Here is a 21,069-nt window from a genome sequence, read left to right as displayed (position 1 = left end):
TAGGTTGATGATTTGTCGGCTTCACTACGGGTTTGAATTCCTGCACAAGTTTACTCAATTTGATTTATTACTTCGTGGCATGCTAATTCACTGTTATTATGTACAGCATAATTCAGTCTATGTAGAAATCATACTTCCTATGCTAGCGGATAATATAAAAAGTCAAATTCGCACCATTTATAAAGAAATTGCCGCATCTATGCCGCAATTTCGTTCTCGTCGCGAACAAAACTATATGGTAGCGGAAATATCTAAAACTTTAGCAGGTGAGTATGACAAAGACCGTCGTATTATTGTGGTTGAGGCGGGTACGGGTATTGGTAAATCCTTGTCCTATATATTAGGCACGATACCTTTAGCTATCGCCAGTAAAAAGAAAGTCTGCATTGCCAGTGCAACCGTAGCACTTCAAGAACAATTACTTCATAAGGATCTGCCTTATTTTTTACAACAATCAGGTATTGAGTTTAAGTTTGGTTTAGTCAAAGGTCGTCAACGCTATGTGTGTTTAGCCAAACTTGAAGCCATGATTGGTGCACAAGACAGCTCACAAATAGCCATGTGGCAAACTAAACCCGATCAGAGTCAAATTAATGAATTACAAAAATTACATCAAGATTTTCATCAAAAACGCTGGAATGGCGAAATAGATACCTTAGAGCATCCTATTCCTGATTTTTTATGGCAACAAATTTGTTGTGATAAGCACAGTTGCCATCGTCAAGTGTCGGCTCACCATAATTGTCCGTTTCATAAAGCCCGTGAAGATGTCGACACTTGGGATGTATTAATTGTTAACCACAGCCTGCTATTTGCCGATTTAGAGCTCGGCGGTGGCGTCATTTTACCTGAACCAGAAGACATGTTTTATGTCATCGACGAAGCTCATCACCTGCCCCTTGTTGCCAGAGATTTCTCCAGTGCGCAAGCGACACTGCGGGGAGCATGTGATTGGTTAGATAAGGCATCAAAAACCTGTTCAAAATTACAAAATCAACTTAAAACCACCCATATTATCGCTCCAGTTCAAGCGATGCTCGATCACGCCACAGAATTAACCAATTTACTGACCCAAGTGGCTCATTATTGTGATACTCAACCCCAGCTATTTGCCAATCCGGAATCTAGGCTTCGTTTTGAACACGGTAAGTTACCGCAATCATTATTAATACAGGCAGAAAATCTTGCCACGGCATCCGGCGCCGCGGTAAAGCAATTTAATAAAGTGGTCTCAGTCTTAAATGAAGCCATCAAAGATGGTGAAGTGCCTAAACATCAGTCGGAAGGATTATTGTCTGAAACCGGCGTCATCTTACAAAGGCTAGATAACTTACATAAGCTATGGAAGATGATGGCCAAAGAAGACAGCAAAAAAGGCGCGCCTATGGCACGTTGGGCGGAGTTAATTACCGGCAAACAACAAGATTATTTATTTTGTTCATCACCCATAGAAGTCGGCTTTATGCTGGAATCCATGTTGTGGCAAAAGGCCGCTGGAGTGGTATTGTGCAGTGCCACGCTGCGGGCGTTAAATAGCTTCAACCATTTTGCCCACCAAGTCGGATTATCAATCAACGATGGCAGTCGCTTTTTAGCCTTACTATCGCCTTTTGACTATGAGAATAATGCAACCTTATTCATTCCTCAAATGGTTAATGAACCTACCAACGATAATTACACCGCCGAACTGGCACAACATATTGTGACATTAATCGATGGTGAAATGGCCACTTTAGTGCTGTTTGCATCATACTGGCAAATGGACAAAGTGGTTGAATTCGTCGAAGGTAAAATCCCTAAGGACCAGCTTTTTGTTCAAGGTGCAATCCCGCGCCAGCAAATATTAACGCAACACAAAAAACGTTGTGATGAGGGGCTACCCAGTGTTATTTTCGGCACCGGCAGTTTTTCTGAGGGCCTTGATTTACCGGGAGACTATTTAACAAACTTGATCATCACCAAGCTCCCGTTTGCGGTTCCTACATCACCGGTAGAACAAGCTCACGCCGAATATGTAAAAGTAAAAGGCGGTAACCCATTTTTACAGCTGACAATTCCCGATGCGTCACGTAAATTAGTCCAAAGTTGTGGCCGACTGTTACGAAATGAGCAAGATTATGGCCGAGTGACCATTTTAGACCGTCGTTTGGTCACTAAACGTTATGGCAAATCATTAATTGATGCCCTTCCTCCTTTTAGACGTGTTATCGAATAGGTATTGAGTTGGATTTATTATTAGACCCTAGCCATTGGGCTGTATTAGCGGTCATCGGTATTATTGCTGGTTTTATTGACGCCATAGTTGGCGGTGGTGGGCTTCTTTCTATTCCGGCATTGCTGACCGTCGGTATTCCACCACATTTAGCCTTAGGGACCAATAAACTTGCTGCTTGTTTTGGCTCTCTTACCTCAAGTTACACCTTTTATAAACAACATTTATTTACTCCTGCATTATGGAAAGCGTGCTTTTTTGCCACACTGATAGGATCTATTGCAGGTTGTGGTTTAGTGTTTCTTATTGATGCTAAATGGTTAGAGAAAATATTGCCATTGCTGATTATTAGTATCGCGATTTACACCTTATTGAACCCCAAAGCCATGGGCGAAAAAAATATAACTGTCCCCAAATCTCGCTCGCCAAAGTACAAACAGATTAGCCAAGGTTTTATTTTGGGTGGATACGATGGTTTTGCAGGACCTGGTATTGGTGCCTTTTGGACGGTAACGTCTATCTCACTGCATAAGCTCCCTCTACTTCACAGTTGTGGCTTAGCGCGAGTGATGACAGCAGTGAGTAACATTACAGCATTAATTATCTTTGCCTCGGTGGGGCAAGTGCAATGGATGCTTGGCTTGTGGATGGGTGTATGCATGATGGCGGGGTCATTTATCGGCGCAAGAAGCGCGATTCGATTCGGAATACCTTTTATTAAACCAATATTTATTATTATGGTATTGTCGATAGCAGTCCATCTTACGTGGAGTGCATGGGTATGAACACCCAACAATTAGTCTCAATGTTAAAACAGCAGCTCGTGCAGCTTGAACAAGATGCCTTAATTCATGACCAAAATTTGGCACCTTCTCAACGTCAATCATTAAAAGATATTGAACGTTTTAACAGTCAGTTATTTGCCCAACAAGGTGCTCAACTAAGCCCTTGCATTACACAATTACGTAAAGATATCAAACAACTCGAAAAGCAACTTTTCCTTAAATTGGGTAGCAATGTTATCCAACTCAGTTGCGATCGGATTCAAGACCGATTTAGTGCGTTACGCAGAGCCTTGCTTACCACTGACATCAATCTTAAATCCGAACAACAGCGTAAAGCCAGTAATCGGGCTCGATATGCTAAAAAACAACAACAAACAATACAAGACAGTGGCTTTGGTTGGATCGCCAGTAATGTGATGCAAAACAGCCATCAACTCTATGCAGAACTCAATAAACATTTAAATTGGGCAAAAAAAATAGAGCAAAAAATACAACAATTGGAAGCAAATCTTGAATTCTGTCATAGTGATGACAAGATAAAATTGCAAAATGATATCCTATCAACGCATCGTCGTTTAGGAAAATGTAAACAAGCAACCAGTTATATAGAAGAGCGTATTCAACTTTTTGAACGACCTCGACAAATTCACCCACGTTAAGGAGAAACAATGAAATCTTTATTTACCACTAGTGCGCTTTTGGCATTGTTATCGTCATCATCTGTTCTAGCCGCTAATTTGACTATTCCCATGTCTTTTGAGTATCTAGCGCTTGATGGTACAGAGGTTGAAACCAGTATGTTCAACCACCAATCAGATTTAGCGTTAACCAATGGCACCCATAAAATTGCTATTCGTTATTATGATGTGGTTGATGATTCCTTTAGTGATAGCCAAACCTTTGTAAAATCAACGCCTTTAATTTTAACGTTAATGGTGGATGGCGATCATCAATACCAGTTGCAGGCTGCTGAAGGCAAGGTGATCAAAAATCCAAAAGCGTTCGCAAAAAAACCACAAATTAGCATTACTCGTCAAGACAATGGGTCGGTTACTTACAGTGTCAAACAGACCGATTTTACTGACGAATCATTTATGACGAGTCTGTTTCAAAGTAAAAAACAACATGATATTGAAACCTTATCGGCTTCAGCAACGAGTAACGCTAGCCAATCGGTACAAACATTACCGGTAATCGCAGACGTTGCAACAGCGACGATGAGCGCCCCCGATGTCACTCCAGTACCGGCAGCAACGGCTCAGAAACCGAGTCCGGCAAAAGCCGAACAAATGCTGCAGTATTGGTGGTTACAAGCCGATGATAAAACGCGGAAAGAATTTATGGGCTGGGCAATCAAACAACTCTAATCTTGATGTCTATCCCTTTTGTATATCACGCCAGCTATTCACAGCTGGCGTTGCCTAGTACCCATCGTTTTCCAACGACCAAATATCATAATTTATACCAGCATGCGCTCAAACATCACTTGTTGATTGAGCAATGTCGTCATACTCCGATGCCAATGACCAAAGAGGCCCTTTTTCGCGTACATTGCCCGCAGTATGTAGAACAATTTATCAATGGCACCTTAGATCACAAAGCCCAAAGGCGCATTGGTTTCCCGTGGAGTACAGCATTAGTCACCCGTACTTTACACGCGGTAAATGGTACCCGTTTGTGTACCGACTTAGCGCTTGAACATGGAATAGCAATTCATTTAACCGGTGGTTATCATCATGCTCACTATAATTATGGTAGTGGCTTTTGCATTTTCAATGACTTGGTTATCGCAGCTAGATTAGCCATTGACTCAGGAAAAATAGATAAAGTACTCATTTTTGATTGCGATGTTCATCAAGGCGATGGAACGGCGACCCTCACTCAAGGCTGCCCAGACATCATTAGTTGCTCGATCCACTGTGCTCAAAATTTCCCGTCCCGAAAACAGCAATCTGACCACGATATCGATCTCGATAAAGGCTGTACCGATAAACGCTATCTTGAACACATTCAACAAATATTACCTTACTTGATCCGTCTCCATCAGCCAGATCTGATCATCTATGATGCGGGAGTCGATATCCATCAACATGATGACCTCGGATATTTTGCTATTTCAAACCAAGGTATTCTCGCTCGAGATAAACAGGTAATATCAATAGCAAAAATGCATAACATCCCTCTTGCAGCGGTCATAGGGGGAGGCTATAGTCGTAATGAGGCAGAATTAACTCATCGCCATAGCCAATTATTAATTGCTGCAAATGAATCATGGTGACGACTGCATTAAGCCGTGCCAATCAAAAAATGCACCACAGAGTTAACCTCAATACTCTCGACATTAACACTCATGTCGATACATCAAACCGTCTCAATGGAGCGTAATAATGCAATTAGAGATCCGAAACTATTATGAAGTTCTATTAATGGAAATACTCAGAGATGAAGGCTTAATGGAAGAATTGCCAGAAGAGTACTTGGCAGACTTATGCTGTGTCACATTGAATCAATTACCCGTTAGGTACATTCGCCATTTAGTTGATACGTATTTCTTCGAAAATTATCAAGAACTACAGCAGATGAAAACCGAAATAAGTGAAGCACTCGAACGGTCAAGGCAATTCCTCAAAATGAATTTGCAAAAACGTTTAAAAGAAGAAGCCGCAGCACTCGCGGGCGAACAGCCACAATAATCTAACATGTATTAATCGATGTAGAACTGAGCATTAATCATAAAATAATCAATACTTAATAACTATAATTATTCGTTAGACCCAATATGGGCATCATTCGTTTAATCAAAGGATTTATAAATAGCAGATTACGAGTATTAACGTTTGAACGATTTGGTGATTTGGTGATTTGGTGAAAAATGACACGGGGAGTATTGGAGGCTCCCCTAGAGCCGACACCCCGGCACACGAGTCACTTGCTGCGGTTGCTCCCTTCCAGGTCTGGCCGAGTTCACAAGTTATCGTTGCGGGGGGACCCTAGGGTCACCATTGACTTCTGGATCATAAAATATAAAGCTTATGTCTCAGAACGGGGAGATTATCCCCTAACCTATTGGCTTGATCAAGCCTTTATCTTAATTAGTTCTCAATCCTCCACCTAACTGCACAATACTTAACCTCAACCAGAGATAATAGCGGAGGTAAATAGGTAAAGGACAAAATATTTTATATCAAACTTGCCTGATTGTTTGCTAATAGAGCGAATTAACACATCAATAGCCGGTATTTTACAGTTGAATGTCAGGGCGTTAGCAGGACAATGTTTTTTGATAATCATTTTTTGATAATGGTTTTTCATTCCTATCTGCGGTTACTTAGCCAAAACGAACACCCAATAACTTATACACAAGTGAGTCAACCGCGCACATTAGGATTTTAGGCATGATGTCACTTTGTGTCTCAATACCGACTTAATTCTTATCAAGCCACGTTACTCACAAAGGAATAGTCAGATCTTAGTCACAACTCTACACATAATTCAATGAGTAAGTAGTTAAGGTTAGCTAACATAAGATTGAAATAAAATCCGCACACATCTATCTGATAGTGACATGCGAGATAACAAAAAAATGCAGGGAATACATGATGAAGACAAGAATAGTTAGTCCCGCTGCAAAAGCGGTATTGAGTGCAGGGCTTATAGCTTTAGCGCTATCGGGTTGTGGAGGCAGTGATGGTAACAATGGCGAAGATGGTCCAGATGGTATTATCGGTGTCAATATTGATGCAACATCAACGTTAGACGCTACATTTACCGACGCCACTGTCGTCGATGGAAAAGTCAATGTTGCCTTTACCCTTAGAAATGCCAATGGGGTTGCGGTATTAGGGTTAACAAAAGATCACGATCTTCGTTTTGGCATGGCTCAATTAACTCCTGTACAGGAAATGGTCGGTGCTGATGGTGCTAAGGTTGAAGTCGACCGCGGCTATCAATGGCAGTCTTATATCAATACAACAAAGCAAGCTAATGCCAGTTGGATCCCTGATGGTGAAACCAATATTTCCCCATCGGATCAATATCAGGCTGAGGTTGAGGCAGCATCAAAATGTGCTGACTGTTTAGTCGATAATCAAGATGGCTCTTACTCATACACTTTTCAAACTAATATTGCTCAAGTAACTGAGCCAATTAGTATTACTTACCAAGCTGATGACACTCAACGTATTACCTTAGAATTAAAGCAGCCATTAATCACTGCAAATGCCCATTACGACTTTCAACCTTCAAGCGGCTTAACCGAAGGTATTACGTCACGTGATGTGGTATCGATTGAAGCTTGTTATACATGCCATCAACCAGAAAGCTTAGCATTACATGGCGGTCGTCGAATCGATCTTGAAAACTGTGCTTCTTGTCATACGGCAACATCGGGCGATCCTGAAACCGGTAACAGTGTCGATTTCACCTATATGATCCATGCCATTCATAAGGGCCAAGATCGCGTAACCAGTACTGCCGATGGCGATGTAGCAGCACCATACAAAGTGATTGGTTATGGCGGCGGATTACACAATTACGGTAACGTGATGTACCCGCAAAAACCCGCTGCGGATTGCAGTGCATGTCACGTAGAGGGCGCAAACGCTCCCAAAGATGCCGCGCTGTTTAATGCCAATAAAAGTGATACCGCTTGTATTGCATGCCACACAGAGTTAGCGACTCAGCACCATGTTGGTGCCGGCACAAATTGTACTTCATGCCATGTTGAAGAAGGCTATGGTCGCAGTGCAAAAGAAGCTCATGGCGATGTCATGAAAGCTTATAACGAAACCCAAACCATGAAAGTGGTCTTTAGCGATATTACTGTGACTGCTGACAACAAGTTCAGCACTAACGTCAGCTTTACTGACGCAAGTGGCCAGGTCATCCCGGCTGAGTTTATCGACCAAAGCGGCCGAGTGGTGATGGCGTGGGACAGTGACAAAAACTATCCTGCTTATAGCGATGCCAGTTACGATGATCGTCGTCTTAGGTTGAGTCAAGGTACCGCCAACACAGACAATAGCTGGACCCTGGTTTGGGATAGTGTCTCCTTACCAACCGATTACGTCGGCAAAACCTTTGAACTATGGTCTGCGGTTAAAGCCTGTTATAACCATGGTGGTTACGGTAGACCTGAAGTGAAATTGACCGCGTGCAGTACTGATGATGTCCAAACAGTGGAAATCAAAAGTAGCCCATATCATTTTGTCATGGCAGCAAGCGCTGTAGATGATAGTCAGGCCATAGCCTCGCGTCGAAATATTATCAACACTGCAAGCTGTCAAGGTTGCCATAACCAAGAAGTGTATCACTATGACAATGGTGTCAATTGCCAAACCTGTCATACCGCTGATAAGATTCTTAGGAGTGATGACACTTACCCTGGTGGCAAAAAATCAACCAGTTTTGCCTTTAAAGCGCACGAAGCTGAAGGCCATTACCTCAAGTATGCTGGGGTTAAGTCTGGCACTGTGTTAAAAAGCGACTGTAAAACCTGCCATACTGCAGATGGGATCGAACTTGGTAGAGCCACTGACAGAGTGTGGCGATATGGCGACCTCGAAACGGGTGCCGATATTTGGGTGTCATCAGATACTGGAGCGTGCTTAAGTTGTCACCAAAAGTATCTTACTGACGCCGCCGAGTCTCATATTGAGATAAATGGCGGTATTATTGATGGGATCAGTGAAGGCGATGTTCATAATCGTGCATCTGAAATATGCTCAACCTGTCATACAGTAGATCGCGTCACTAAAACACACGGTTTTTAACCCTAAAATGTAAATAGAATTATCGTTTTATGTTCCAAAGACCTTAGTGTATGACTAAGGTCTTTTTTTTTGTACCAACAATAATCCTCAATAAACTCCGTATTTTATATACCTCTTTATTAATAGGCTGATCGCCATCACACAATTACGTTCGCTTTAAAGACGAGTAGCGGTTTGTAACGTAATCTTAGTGTTGGGAAAATTAATTCCAACGTCAACTTAACTGAATAAGATAATTGCAGAACATACTGCCAGTAAGTTAGACGGATGACCTTTGCAGGGAAAACATGATGAATAAAAAATACACAAAAATGGCATTATTACTTGCTATGTCAGCATCAATGACAATGGTAGGTTGTGGCGGAGGCGATGATGGTGAAGCAGGTAATCCAGGCAACCCTAGTGGCGAGCCGGCTGCAGCGATTAACACGCTGAACTTAGATATTACCAAAGTCACTTATCAAGACGGCAAACCGACGATTGAAGTCTTTGCGACAAATGAACAAGACCTCCCAGTAGCTGGCCTTAAAGACTTTGAAGTTAAAAAAGTCGTTCAGCTCATTCCTGTTGGCGCAAGTGGCGCGGGTAATTCAGCCCAATGGCAATTTATTGGTTCAGAAAAAACCTTTACCGATCATGGTAATGGAAATTATAGCTTTAATGTCAATGTTGAAGGCTTTAATCCAGAGCTGACACAGCGCTATAACATCATTGCAAGTGCATCCACCTTGCAAGATGGCGTTACCGGTGTGCCGCGCACTGAAATCAGCGAAGATTTTGACGGTGAAGGCTTCGAAGCTAAATACACCAAAAACATTGTTAGCGGAGCCACTTGTAATACCTGCCATGCAAAGGGTGAAAGCATTTATCATAGCTACACTGATTTAGAAACCTGTACATCATGCCATACCAACGAACTGGCCATTGAAAAAGACAAGGTTCAAGATGAGTTTAGTCATTTGATCCATAATGTTCACAACAATGCCAAAATGTATGGTCGCAACATGGACAAGAGTGCTGAAACAGCACATGCCATAGTGCAAGATAATTGCACCACTTGTCATGTCGACTCTGAACAACTTAGCGAATCAAGTAACTGGACTCGCATTCCTACCATGGAAACCTGTTCAAGTTGTCATACCGATATTGACTTTAAAACCGGTCAAGGTCACTCACAACAAGTTGATAATTCAAATTGTGTTGCGTGCCATAATGCTAACTGGACAGAAGAGTTACACACTACGGCTTATACTCAGAAAAAAGCATTCATCGATTTATATGGCATGACAGCCACATTGACTGCTAATAAAACCAGCCCTGATGACAAATCAGCAACCTTATCGGTAACCATTTTAGATGCCAACGGTACGGCCATTGACGCCTCAAGCTTAGTCAGTAAAATTCAACGTCTTGAAACAAACACTAACGTTGGGCCTAACTTCCCAATTATGGGATATAAAGCTAGCCCAGGTAGTGGCTTAGCCAAAATCAGTAAAGACTTTATCACAGCGGGTCTGTTACAAACTGATGTAGTGATTGAATCAGGTAACTTGGTCTATAACATTGCATCACTGCCATTTGGCGCAGGCGACACAGATACCGCCTTTAGCTTTATTGGTCTTGAAATGTGTAACGACGGTATCCAAGCCATCGATTGCGCTGACGGCGTAGCGACCACCAGCATGAAAGCTGAGCTCACAGTAGGTACTTTCTCTGGCAACGCACCGAGCTATCGTCACATTGACTCGGTCAATTTTGGCTCGTGTGATAATTGTCATGGCGACACCTTTGAGTTGCATAAAGGTCACCATGCAGGCTTTGTGATGACCGAACAATTAGCTCGCGAGCTTAATGGCGAAGTCACTGTCGGTTTGGATGCTTGTGTGGTTTGTCACACACCTGACGGCACTTATGCTTCCGGTGCTAATCAAGGTGCGATTGAAATGAAATTGCACAGTGTTCATGGCGAGCAAGGCATTATCAAAGACTGTACCCAGTGTCACAATGACTTTAACCTTGATGCATTCAGAGTTAAAGGTGCACTAGCCACATCTGCAGGCCTTTATACCACCCCTATCACGGCGACATGTGCCTCATGTCATGGCTTTGACGAGATTAAACAACACGTTGAGCTCCAAGGTGGCGCAATTGTTAATGGTAGCTATCAAGAAGCCAATGATGCTGCGCAGTTAGAAACCTGTTTCTACTGCCATGCACCCACCATTGAAAACCACACACAAGTGAAACTTTAATTTGTTCATTGAGAGAGAAGCCCTGCTTCTCTCTCATGTTATGACTTATGTTATTAACCAATGACCATTTAAATGGACAAATTAGGAAGTCTACTTATGAAGACCACACATCAAATTAATACAATATTTTTAGCCCTACTCTGCCTCACCGCGTCGCTGTTGGTGTCGAATCCTGTACAGGCAGCAAAATGGGATGCCAACATGACGCCGGCCGAAGTTGAAGCCACGTTAGATAAAAAATTCGCCGAAGGAAAATACTCAACTAAAGGCGCTGACACTTGCTTAATGTGTCATAAAAGATCAGAAAAAGTCATGGCCATCTTTAAGGGTGCGCACGGCTCAATTGACTCTTCAAAAAGTCCAATGGCAGGATTACAGTGCGAAGCTTGTCACGGTCCATTAGGATCACATAATCGGGGTGGTAAAGAGCCTATGATTACGTTTGGCCCAACGTCTACACTCGCCGCAGATAAGCAAAACAGTGTGTGCATGAGTTGTCACCTCGACGACGAACGTGTTGCATGGGACAGTAGCCATCACGCCAATGCTGATGTGGCATGTGCATCTTGTCATAGCGTGCACGCTGAACACGACCCTATATTGTCAAAGCAAACTGAAGTGGAAGTGTGTACCAGTTGTCACACCAGACAAAAAGCCGACATGAATAAGCGTTCAAGTCATCCAATGAAATGGAATCAAATGACCTGTAGCGACTGTCATAACGCCCATGGCAGTATGAGTGACGCAGACCTTGTTCAACCCACGGTGAATGAAACCTGTTATTCATGTCACGCAGAGAAACGCGGCCCAAAGCTGTGGGAGCATGCACCCGTCACCGAAAATTGCGTCAATTGCCATAATCCTCACGGTTCGGTAAACGACGCCATGCTCAAAACTCGCGCGCCACAACTGTGCCAGCAATGTCATGCGAGTGACAATCATACAAGCAATGCTTATCTAGGCAACACCGACATGGGCTCAACGGTAAATGGTAATGCCTTTACTGGCGGGCGTAGCTGCTTGAATTGTCACAGCCAAGTACATGGTTCAAACCATCCGTCTGGTAAGTTACTGCAGCGCTAAGGAGCTAATATTATGAACACTAAATTAAACATCATCACCTTAGCGTTACTCACTAGCACCAGCTTTAGCCTTATGGCTGATGGTTATGGCCTAGCAAATGCTAAAACCGACAATATTAAATATGATGCTTGGAATTGTAAGGCTTGTGCTGTCGAAACAGGTACCACAGGAACTGTCGGTGTTGGTATTGGTTACAACAGTGAAGACGATATTCAATCAGCCAATGCATTTAATAGCAGCAATCAAACCGCGGGTAAAGTTGATGCCGATATAAAGTATCAAGGTGACAATGGCTACCAAGCAAAAGTTGTCGCAAATAACATGGGCATGGACAACGGTCGAATGGAGATTGATGCCGGTAAACTTGGATTATATCGCCTCAATCTAGGCTATCGATCCATTGCAACTTATCAAAGCAACAATGCATTGAGCCCTTATCAAAATATCGGCAGCGATAACCTGACACTAGCGGGTGATTGGGTAACCGCGGGTGCAAGTTCAGACATGCCAATGTTATATAACAGTTTAACCCCATTTGAACTGTCACTAAAACGTGAACTGGCTAGTATAGGCTTTGAATATCAAACCGAATCATTATTCACGACCTACGTCAATTTTCAGCGCGAAGAGAAAACTGGAACCAAAATTGCTTCAGGCAGTTTCTTCAATCAATCTATGATGCTGGCAGAGCCGGTTGATTACACCACAGACATCTTAAACGCCGGGATTAAACTGCGCGGTGATAATTGGTTTACCAGCTTAAACTACAGTGGTTCTGTGTTTAGTAATAACCACCAACAGCTTGGCTTTGACAGTGCCTTTAATCCCACTTTTGGGGCTCAAACCCGAGGTTACATTGCACTCGACCCCGATAACGAAGCCCATACTATTTCACTAATGGGCCAATATAACGATTCCATCACTAGCTTGAGTGGTCGCTTACGCTTAGGCCAAATGACCCAAGATCAGCAATTAACCAGCTTAGGTTATAGCTATTCATTACCAGCTGACAGTATTGATGCCAAAGTCGACATCGCCGGCATGACATTGAAAGCGGTAACCAAACTGAGTCGTGCATGGCGTCTGACTGGCAGTTATGATTATAACGACAGAGAAAACAATACCCAAATTGAGCAATGGACCCAAATTAGTATTAACGATGTAACCGGCAAAGTGGTGTACAACACCCCTTATGATCACACTTCCCATCGAGCCAAATTATCAACCGACTATCGTATTAGTCATGATATTAAGCTTGATGCAGGTTATGACTTCAGACGAGACGAGCGCAGTAATCAAGGCAGAGAAACCACTGACGACAATAACGTTTGGGCGCGTTTACGCCTTAATAGTTTTGATATGTGGGATATGTGGCTTAAAGGTAGTTTCAGCAAAAGAGATGGTTCTGAATATCTAGCATCTGAATCGTCATCGGCAGAGCAAAATCCACTGCTACGCCGCTATTACATTGCCGACCGCGACCGCACCCAAGTTGAAGCACGCATCAACCACACACCTATGGATAACTTGAACATAGATTTTGGTGTTCGCTACGCGTTTGATGACTATACCGACACTCAAATTGGCTTAACTGAATCAAAAGACACTAACTACGATATTAATATTAACTACATGATTAATAATGATATTAATATAAATACATTTTATAACCATCAAATCATAAAATCAGCTCAATCTGGTAGTGCTAATGTTAGTATCGCCACTTGGCAAGCCGATATTGAAGACACGGTCGATGTCGTTGGTGCTGGCTTAAGTTACAATAATTTAATGGATAGTCGTTTACGCCTAGGATTAGATTATACCTACTCTGACTCAGACAGTACTACCCAAGTCAGACAAGGTGTTAGTGGTGACTACGGTGACTATTTTGCCAAAGTACATAACATTAATGTCTATGCACAATATCAAGCGACAGACAAAATGTCCTTACGCATAGACTACAAAATGGAAAAGTACCTTGATAATGACGATGCCAATGATATCGAACCTGATACCATTTGGAACGTGATGAGTTTAGGCAACTTACAGCATGATTATACTGCACACATGATTATGCTTAACGTCCGTTATACTCTGTAAGTGAAATAACCGTCCTATAACGGGTTCACTCACACTGCACATTACGCCAACCTTATCCAGGTTGGCGTTTTTATATCACTTCAGATAATCCATGGATGGGAAAATGTTCGCGAATACTTGATTGAATAAAAACTTGCCACCAGGCCTTTGCTAACATTGCACTAACAAGGTGCATGGCTTGAGATTGAGTTTGGGCAAACTAATGTTTATCTTTCTTGTTCTTCATCTCTATTACCTCGCCTTTATCTCACAAGATGCGCCCTTCTTTTTACTTTTTGAACACATTTGTGGGTTAACAGCCTCCCAATACCTGACCAACATCAGGTATCATTCAGTACTGATATTTATTGCTTAGAGAACTTCATGTTTCAGATTGATACCCAAGTTGCGGCTAAAATTGTCAACCGGACCATGAAAATTATTGGCCATAATATCAATGTCATGAATGCTCAAGCTGTTATATTGGGTTCGGGCGAAGTCGATCGAATTGGCACCGTACATGAGGGCGCATTATTGGCTATCAGCCAAAATCGCAACGTTGAGATCAGTCAAACTATTGCCTCAAATCTACAAGGGGTAAAACCTGGACTTAATTTACCATTGCATTATCAAGGTCAAGTTGTCGGCGTTATCGGTATTACGGGCGAACCAGGCACATTAAGTCATTATGGCGAGCTGCTTAAAATGACCGCTGAAATGATTGTCGAGCAAGCTAATTTGCAAGAACAACTACAATGGCAAAATCGTCAAAAAGAAGAGTTTATTTCACAGCTTATTCATGCCACCGAACAAGACTTACCTTCATTAAAGCAATGGGCATTACAATTAGGTATCGATTTGAGCTTACCTCGAGTGGCCGCTATCATCGAACTCGACAGTAATAACCCCATGTACCAACAAGATAATCAAGCGTTAAAACAAGTACTGTCTTTATTACAGCATCCTGTACGAGATAATTTAATTGCGATGACTTCGTTAACCCAATTAGTTATTTTAAAACCCGCGTTTTTAGACGGTAAACAATTTGACCCTGAACTTGAAAATCAACGCATCAACAAATTACTCAAACGCTTGCCAGCAAACATGCAATTGAGCCTACATATTTCATTGGGCCATTATTTCAATGGTGATTTAGGCATCAGTTACTCTTACCGCACCGCCAAAGAAACCATGGATATTGGCAAAAAATTACACCCAACAAAAAGTAAATATTTATACCAGGATTACAGCTTACAGGTGCTTTTATCAGGCTTACGTCAACACTGGCGAGGTAATGCGCTTGCCGGACCCTACCTGAAACTCATTGAAGTGGACAAGAATCAACAATTACAAAAAACACTCACCGCTTATCTTGAACATATGGGTGACATACAAACCTGTGCTAACAGTTTGTTTATACATCGAAATACATTACGTTATCGATTAGATAAAATTCAAACCATCACCAATATCGATTTACACAGTTTTAATGGATTACTGAGTCTCTATTTAGGTCAGCTCATCCATCAGCCCAACACTTAACTGTGCATTAGCACAAAAAATGTCTCTTATAATGCATTTATCAGTGCGGATGAATAAAGTAATTTATCGGTAATAGTCTACTATGATGGGTCACTAAACCATTCTAATAAAAATAAATAACGAGTATTCTATGGGACTAATATTGATCTTACTCGGCGTGATTGCGTTCATCGTCATCGCCACTTCTACATTCAAACTACACCCTTTTTTAACCCTTATTTTAGCGTCGTTTTTAACGGCGTTTGCCTATGGCTTACCCAGCAATGAAATAGCGAAAACCATCACTGGCGGTTTTGGTGGCATTTTAGGCTATATCGGATTAGTTATTGTATTAGGTACCATTATTGGTACTATTCTCGAAAAAAGCGGCGCGGCAATTACCATGGCAGATGTTGTCATTAAACTGTTTGGCCAGCGCTTTCCAACCCTAACCATGTCAATGATTGGTTATTTGGTGTCGATCCCGGTTTTCTGTGATTCTGGTTTTGTTATTTTAAATTCATTGAAACAATCGATGGCTAACCGGATGAAAGTGTCGCAAGTAGCCATGAGTGTCGCGCTAGCAACGGGATTATATGCCACTCACACCTTTGTGCCACCTACCCCGGGTCCTATCGCAGCGGCGGGCAATCTAGGGCTTGAGTCACAACTAGGACTGGTCATTGCTGTCGGTGTGTTTGTTGCTGCTATAGCCGCTTTTGCAGGTATGCTATGGGCTAACCGTTTTGCCAACGAACAACCTGACGGCGAAGGTGCTGAAGAACTTAATGCACAACTACCAGACTTTGACGATCTGAAGCAGACATACGGCGAATTACCCAGCCCCCTCAAAGCATTTGCGCCTATTTTTGTGCCTATTATTTTTATCTGTTTAGGAACAGTGGCTAACTTCCCTTCAAAACCGCTTGATGAACAGGGGTTATTTAATTTATTAGTCTTTTTAGGACAACCTGTTAACGCCTTAATGATTGGCTTATTTTTATCTTTACCTCTGCTAAAGAGTAACCAGAAAATCAAAGAATTTAGCGAACGTATTAGCCAAGGCTTAGTGGTATCCGCGCCTATTTTATTGATCACCGGTGCTGGCGGTGCATTTGGCGCAGTATTAAAAGCCACTGAAATTGGTGCTTTTTTAGGCAGCAGTTTATCGGCTTTGGGCGTCGGTATTTTTATGCCCTTTATCGTTGCTGCCGCACTCAAATCAGCGCAAGGTTCATCCACTGTCGCATTAGTTGCAACATCTGCATTAGTGGCACCATTATTAGGCGATATTGGTTTAGCCTCCGAAATGGGCCGCGTACTCACGGTAATGGCCATTGGTGCAGGCGCAATGACCGTATCTCATGCTAATGACAGTTTCTTCTGGGTTGTTACTCAGTTTAGTCATATGAGTGTCAAGCAAGCTTACCGAGCCCAAACAATGGCAACCTTGGTCCAAGGGATCACGGCGATGATCACTGTTTACCTGCTAAGCTTATTTTTACTGTAACTTACTAAATAGAGCCTTCTATGAAAATCGTTATTGCACCTGATTCATTTAAAGAAAGCTTAAGCGCGCTTGAAGTGGCCAATGCCATCGAACAAGGCTTTAAGCTTATCTTCCCTGATGCACAGTATTGTAAAGTGCCAATGGCCGATGGCGGTGAAGGCACGGTACAAGCTATGGTCGATGCCACACAAGGGCAAATTATTAACCTAACAGTAACAGGCCCTTTAGGATCACCTGTTAACGCATTTTATGGCGTGTTAGGACAACTTAACGAGACTGGAAACCAAACCGCTATTATCGAAATGGCCGCCGCCTCTGGTTTACACCATGTGCCGTTAAGCCAACGTAATCCGTTGTTGACCACCAGTTTTGGTACGGGTGAGTTAATTGCCGATGCATTAAACCGTGGGATTAGGCACATTATCCTTGGCCTTGGCGGCAGCGCGACTAATGATGCTGGCGCAGGAATGATGCAAGCCTTAGGCGTAAAACTAAGCGATATAGCTATGACGCCATTACCTTTTGGAGGCGCTGCGCTGACCACATTGCATCATGTAGATGTTCAATTGCTCCATCCTGCTATTAAGGATTGTGTTATCGAAGTCGCGTGTGATGTCGATAACCCGTTATGCGGACCTCGAGGTGCTAGTGCGATTTTTGGTCCTCAAAAAGGGGCGACAACAGAGATGATTGAGCAACTCGACCTAGCGCTAAGCCATTTTGCACACACCATAACCCAACAGCTGAGCCAATCCATTGATGCTCATTGTCGCTTACATCCAGGTGCCGGCGCCGCTGGAGGCATGGGGTTTGGCGTAATGACAATCTTAAACGCAACCTTAAAACCTGGGGTCGATATCGTCACTAAGAGCGTTAAACTGGCACAATATTGTCACAATGCCGACTTAGTCATTACGGGTGAAGGCCGCATTGACGGTCAAACAGTATTTGGTAAAACCCCAATGGGAGTATTGAATGTCGCTAAGCAACAAAATGTTCCCGTTATTGGTATTTCCGGATGTCTTGGCCCAAATGCAGATGCTATTTTAGCCCAAGGCATGCATGCTATTTTCCCGATCATCCCTGCGCTACAACCATTAGAACAAGTATTATCTGAAGCACAAGTTAATCTCACTAATACTGCCCGCAATATTGCTGCTATTTTATCGCTTTCATTTACTAAAAAGTAATCATATACGGCACAAATACCCACAGGTGTTTGTGCCGTATATGTAATGCTAACATGCTGTACCCTAGGGACTACTGACCATTTTGCGGCGGCTTTGCAAGGTATTAACGCAGCGTCACTAAAGGGGCACACATTACCTAGCGATTTAAACACGTATACCACGAACCGAATTCGACCACAAAAATTAAGACGCTGCGGGAATTTATTGAACTTAATCATCAGCAATAACACGATAAATACTTGAAGCGGAACCAGCCATACAGTAAAGTTAGCACCCTCATTTCATCCTGAAGGTGCGGCGTTAATCGTAAAGCATCAGTCAACGCTAACAGGATGGAGTTTTCATCATTACGGCAAGCAAAATGACTTCGAAAATCCCCCGTAAAGCAAGCGCTTCAGAAGACAGTTTACTGCGCATTTTTACCGCGCCTGAAGCTTCAACCTCGACGTTGAGCATTATTGAGCAGAAATTGTCACAAGACCTTGCTGGTTTTTTAGGCAACAGCATCGCCGCACTGGAAAAGCCTCTTTCAGAAATTGAAACCGATTTTAACGCTTATCAGATCCCCTCCGAGCCTAAATTTGTCTCTGATTATGCAGACGAAATCATGCAAAATTTAGTCGCGCATTCAGTCCATACCGCGGCGCCCAGTTTTATTGGTCATATGACCTCAGCATTACCTTATTTTGTGTTGCCGCTGTCGAAGATCATGGTGGGACTGAACCAAAATCTGGTTAAAATCGAGACATCAAAAGCTTTTACTCCGTTAGAGCGCCAAGTATTAGGCATGATGCATCATTTGGTGTATCAACAATCAGATGATTTTTATCATCAATGGATGCACAGCGCTAATCATTCGCTCGGGGCATTTTGCTCAGGGGGCACCGTTGCTAACATTACCGCACTGTGGATTGCCCGAAACCGCTTATTACAACCTAGCGGCGAATTTAAAGGCATTACTCGTGAAGGAATGACTAAAGCACTTCGCTTTTATGGCTATGATGACCTTGCCATTTTAGTGTCCGATCGGGGGCATTATTCTTTGGGTAAGAGCGCAGACTTATTAGGTATTGGCCGAGATAATATCATTAGCATCGCAACGGATGAACATCATAAGGTCGATGTTGTCGCGATGCGTGAGACCGCGGCTAAACTGGCACAGCAGAATATTAAAGTGATGGCTATTGTGGGCGTAGCCGGCACGACCGAAACCGGTAATGTGGATCCCTTAACAGAATTGGCCGCTTTGTCCCGCGAATTAAATTGTCACTTCCATGTTGATGCAGCATGGGGCGGCGCCAGTTTATTATCCAACAAATATCGTCACCTGCTTAACGGCATTGAGTTAGCAGACTCCGTCACTATCGACGCCCATAAACAAATGTACGTCCCTATGGGTGCGGGTATGGTGTTATTTAAAGACCCTGAACTGGCCAACGCCATTGTCCATCATGCTGAATATATCTTACGAGTAGGTTCAAAAGATTTAGGCAGTCATACGCTTGAAGGCTCACGTCCTGGTATGGCAATGCTAGTACATGCATGCCTACAGATTATTGGTAGAGATGGTTATGAGATCCTCATTAATAATAGCCTAGAAAAAGCCCGTTATTTTGCCTCAATCATCGACCGTCATGTCGATTTTGAGTTAGTCACGGCGCCTGAGTTATGTTTGCTGACCTATCGTTATGTTCCAAAATCAGTACAAGCAATACTGACAAAGGCAATATCGAACAATGACACCGAATTGGTGCTAAAAATTAACGAGCTACTGGATGGATTAACCCAATTTATTCAAAAGTATCAACGCGAACAAGGCAAATCATTTGTGTCACGGACGCGGATTAAACCGGCAAAATACTTCCGCCAACAAACGACAGTATTTAGAGTGGTACTGGCCAACCCGCTAACCAGCCATCAAATTTTACACGACGTATTGACGGAACAAGTCGAAATTGCAGCTTTAGACAGCGAATATTTACCGCAACTACTCGCCTTATAGACCGGGCTTATCTATATAGCGTCTATTTAACTTTATGTTTATCTGCTAAGAACATGATAAAGGTTAATGAACTAGCTCATATTTCGACAGAAATGAGTTAGTTCATTAACTTAATCCAGTCTAAAAAGATTAGAGAATGCCTTTATCACGGCTAACGCTATGCAGAATATTGCTCACAAACAACATAAGTGAATAACGGGGTTAGGGTTAACCCCGTGTTTGACTATTTGTGATTAACTATCGTTGATCTTGTACATATTCTAGACTGTACGAGCTAGTCCTCAAAGTGCCAGTAACAGAGGAACATATTGACTTGGCGTTAGTCTCTTGAAAGTGCATCAACCGGATTCAATTTAGCTGCGTTTCGGGCGGGTAGATAACCAAACACAACCCCGATTAACGTCGAGCAAGCAAAAGCGGCAATAATTGACGTATTCGAATAAATCATCTGATAGCTGCTACCTATGTAGGTAAATACCATGCCGATAAAATAAGCAAGTCCGATGCCCAATGCACCACCACAAAAACACACCAATACAGCTTCAATCAAAAACTGACGCATAATATCGGTTTGTCTCGCGCCTACTGCCATACGAATGCCTATTTCGCGCGTTCGCTCTGTTACCGATACCAGCATGATATTCATTACCCCAATCCCGCCAAC

15 protein-coding genes and 1 other RNA gene are annotated in these 21,069 nt (G+C 42.7%); 14 read left to right on the top strand and 2 right to left on the bottom strand.

The features are described 5' to 3' along the window. Window positions 1-139 precede the first annotated feature (139 nt). The 6 genes from dinG to AAEZ02_RS03755 all read left to right on the top strand — a co-directional run bounded on the left by dinG (window position 140) and on the right by AAEZ02_RS03755 (window position 5,690). The gene (gene dinG / locus AAEZ02_RS03780) at window positions 140-2,215 is read left to right on the top strand and encodes an ATP-dependent DNA helicase DinG (RefSeq protein ID WP_351122032.1); all 2,076 of its coding nucleotides are present in this window, start codon (window positions 140-142) and stop codon (window positions 2,213-2,215) included. 8 nt (window positions 2,216-2,223) lie between these two features. Further along, window positions 2,224-2,997 (top strand): TSUP family transporter, encoded by a 774-nt coding sequence (locus AAEZ02_RS03775; protein ID WP_124013399.1) that lies wholly within the window; start codon window positions 2,224-2,226, stop codon window positions 2,995-2,997. Beyond that, window positions 2,994-3,656, top strand: coding sequence for a primosomal replication protein (locus AAEZ02_RS03770; protein ID WP_101030287.1), 663 nt, complete (start codon window positions 2,994-2,996; stop codon window positions 3,654-3,656). Before AAEZ02_RS03775 ends, AAEZ02_RS03770 begins: the two co-directional genes overlap by 4 nt. A 9-nt stretch (window positions 3,657-3,665) precedes the next feature. Next, window positions 3,666-4,364 (top strand): DUF2057 domain-containing protein, encoded by a 699-nt coding sequence (locus AAEZ02_RS03765; RefSeq protein WP_124013400.1) that lies wholly within the window; start codon window positions 3,666-3,668, stop codon window positions 4,362-4,364. A gap of 2 nt (window positions 4,365-4,366) precedes the next feature. Then, window positions 4,367-5,275, top strand: a complete 909-nt coding sequence (locus AAEZ02_RS03760) for a histone deacetylase family protein (protein WP_164839465.1) — start codon at window positions 4,367-4,369, stop codon at window positions 5,273-5,275. Window positions 5,276-5,384: 109 nt separating this feature from the next. Then, entirely contained in the window at window positions 5,385-5,690 is a 306-nt protein-coding gene (locus tag AAEZ02_RS03755; RefSeq protein WP_124013402.1) for a late competence development ComFB family protein, read from the top strand. A 203-nt stretch (window positions 5,691-5,893) separates the two neighbouring features. On the opposite strand, the gene ffs is transcribed toward AAEZ02_RS03755, so the two are convergent. Next, an RNA gene (gene ffs / locus AAEZ02_RS03750) (signal recognition particle sRNA small type) lies at window positions 5,894-5,991 on the bottom strand. 602 nt (window positions 5,992-6,593) lie between these two features. Between ffs and AAEZ02_RS03745 the strand changes: the two genes are divergently transcribed. The 8 genes from AAEZ02_RS03745 to panP all read left to right on the top strand — a co-directional run bounded on the left by AAEZ02_RS03745 (window position 6,594) and on the right by panP (window position 20,405). Beyond that, the gene (locus AAEZ02_RS03745) at window positions 6,594-8,768 is read left to right on the top strand and encodes an OmcA/MtrC family decaheme c-type cytochrome (protein ID WP_351088642.1); all 2,175 of its coding nucleotides are present in this window, start codon (window positions 6,594-6,596) and stop codon (window positions 8,766-8,768) included. Window positions 8,769-9,055: 287 nt separating this feature from the next. Beyond that, entirely contained in the window at window positions 9,056-11,020 is a 1,965-nt protein-coding gene (locus AAEZ02_RS03740) for an OmcA/MtrC family decaheme c-type cytochrome (RefSeq protein WP_124013404.1), read from the top strand. Window positions 11,021-11,116: 96 nt separating this feature from the next. After that, the gene (locus AAEZ02_RS03735) at window positions 11,117-12,103 is read left to right on the top strand and encodes a DmsE family decaheme c-type cytochrome (protein WP_124013405.1); all 987 of its coding nucleotides are present in this window, start codon (window positions 11,117-11,119) and stop codon (window positions 12,101-12,103) included. A 12-nt stretch (window positions 12,104-12,115) separates the two neighbouring features. After that, window positions 12,116-14,203 carry an MtrB/PioB family decaheme-associated outer membrane protein gene (locus tag AAEZ02_RS03730; RefSeq protein WP_351122029.1) on the top strand — a complete coding sequence of 696 codons (2,088 nt, stop codon included), beginning with the start codon at window positions 12,116-12,118 and terminating at the stop codon, window positions 14,201-14,203. Between the two features lie 363 nt (window positions 14,204-14,566). Continuing rightward, window positions 14,567-15,724, top strand: coding sequence for a sugar diacid recognition domain-containing protein (locus AAEZ02_RS03725; RefSeq protein WP_101030279.1), 1,158 nt, complete (start codon window positions 14,567-14,569; stop codon window positions 15,722-15,724). A gap of 130 nt (window positions 15,725-15,854) precedes the next feature. Further along, entirely contained in the window at window positions 15,855-17,213 is a 1,359-nt protein-coding gene (locus AAEZ02_RS03720; protein WP_101030278.1) for a GntP family permease, read from the top strand. 20 nt (window positions 17,214-17,233) lie between these two features. After that, complete coding sequence (locus AAEZ02_RS03715) at window positions 17,234-18,403, top strand: glycerate kinase family protein (RefSeq protein WP_124013408.1); 1,170 nt, start codon at window positions 17,234-17,236, stop codon at window positions 18,401-18,403. A 361-nt stretch (window positions 18,404-18,764) separates the two neighbouring features. Next, window positions 18,765-20,405 carry a pyridoxal-dependent aspartate 1-decarboxylase PanP gene (panP, locus tag AAEZ02_RS03710; RefSeq protein WP_101030276.1) on the top strand — a complete coding sequence of 547 codons (1,641 nt, stop codon included), beginning with the start codon at window positions 18,765-18,767 and terminating at the stop codon, window positions 20,403-20,405. Between the two features lie 319 nt (window positions 20,406-20,724). Here panP and AAEZ02_RS03705 read toward each other — a convergent pair. Continuing rightward, window positions 20,725-21,069: FtsX-like permease family protein (locus tag AAEZ02_RS03705; protein ID WP_351122024.1), on the bottom strand; the 345-nt coding region annotated here is incomplete at its 5' end.

Origin of the sequence: Shewanella sp. T24-MNA-CIBAN-0130 (assembly GCF_040310185.1) — a bacterium.
Taxonomy (GTDB): Bacteria; Pseudomonadota; Gammaproteobacteria; order Enterobacterales; family Shewanellaceae; genus Shewanella; species Shewanella psychromarinicola.
Note: the sequence above shows the minus strand (reverse complement) of the source record. Positions and strands in the feature narration are given on the sequence as shown.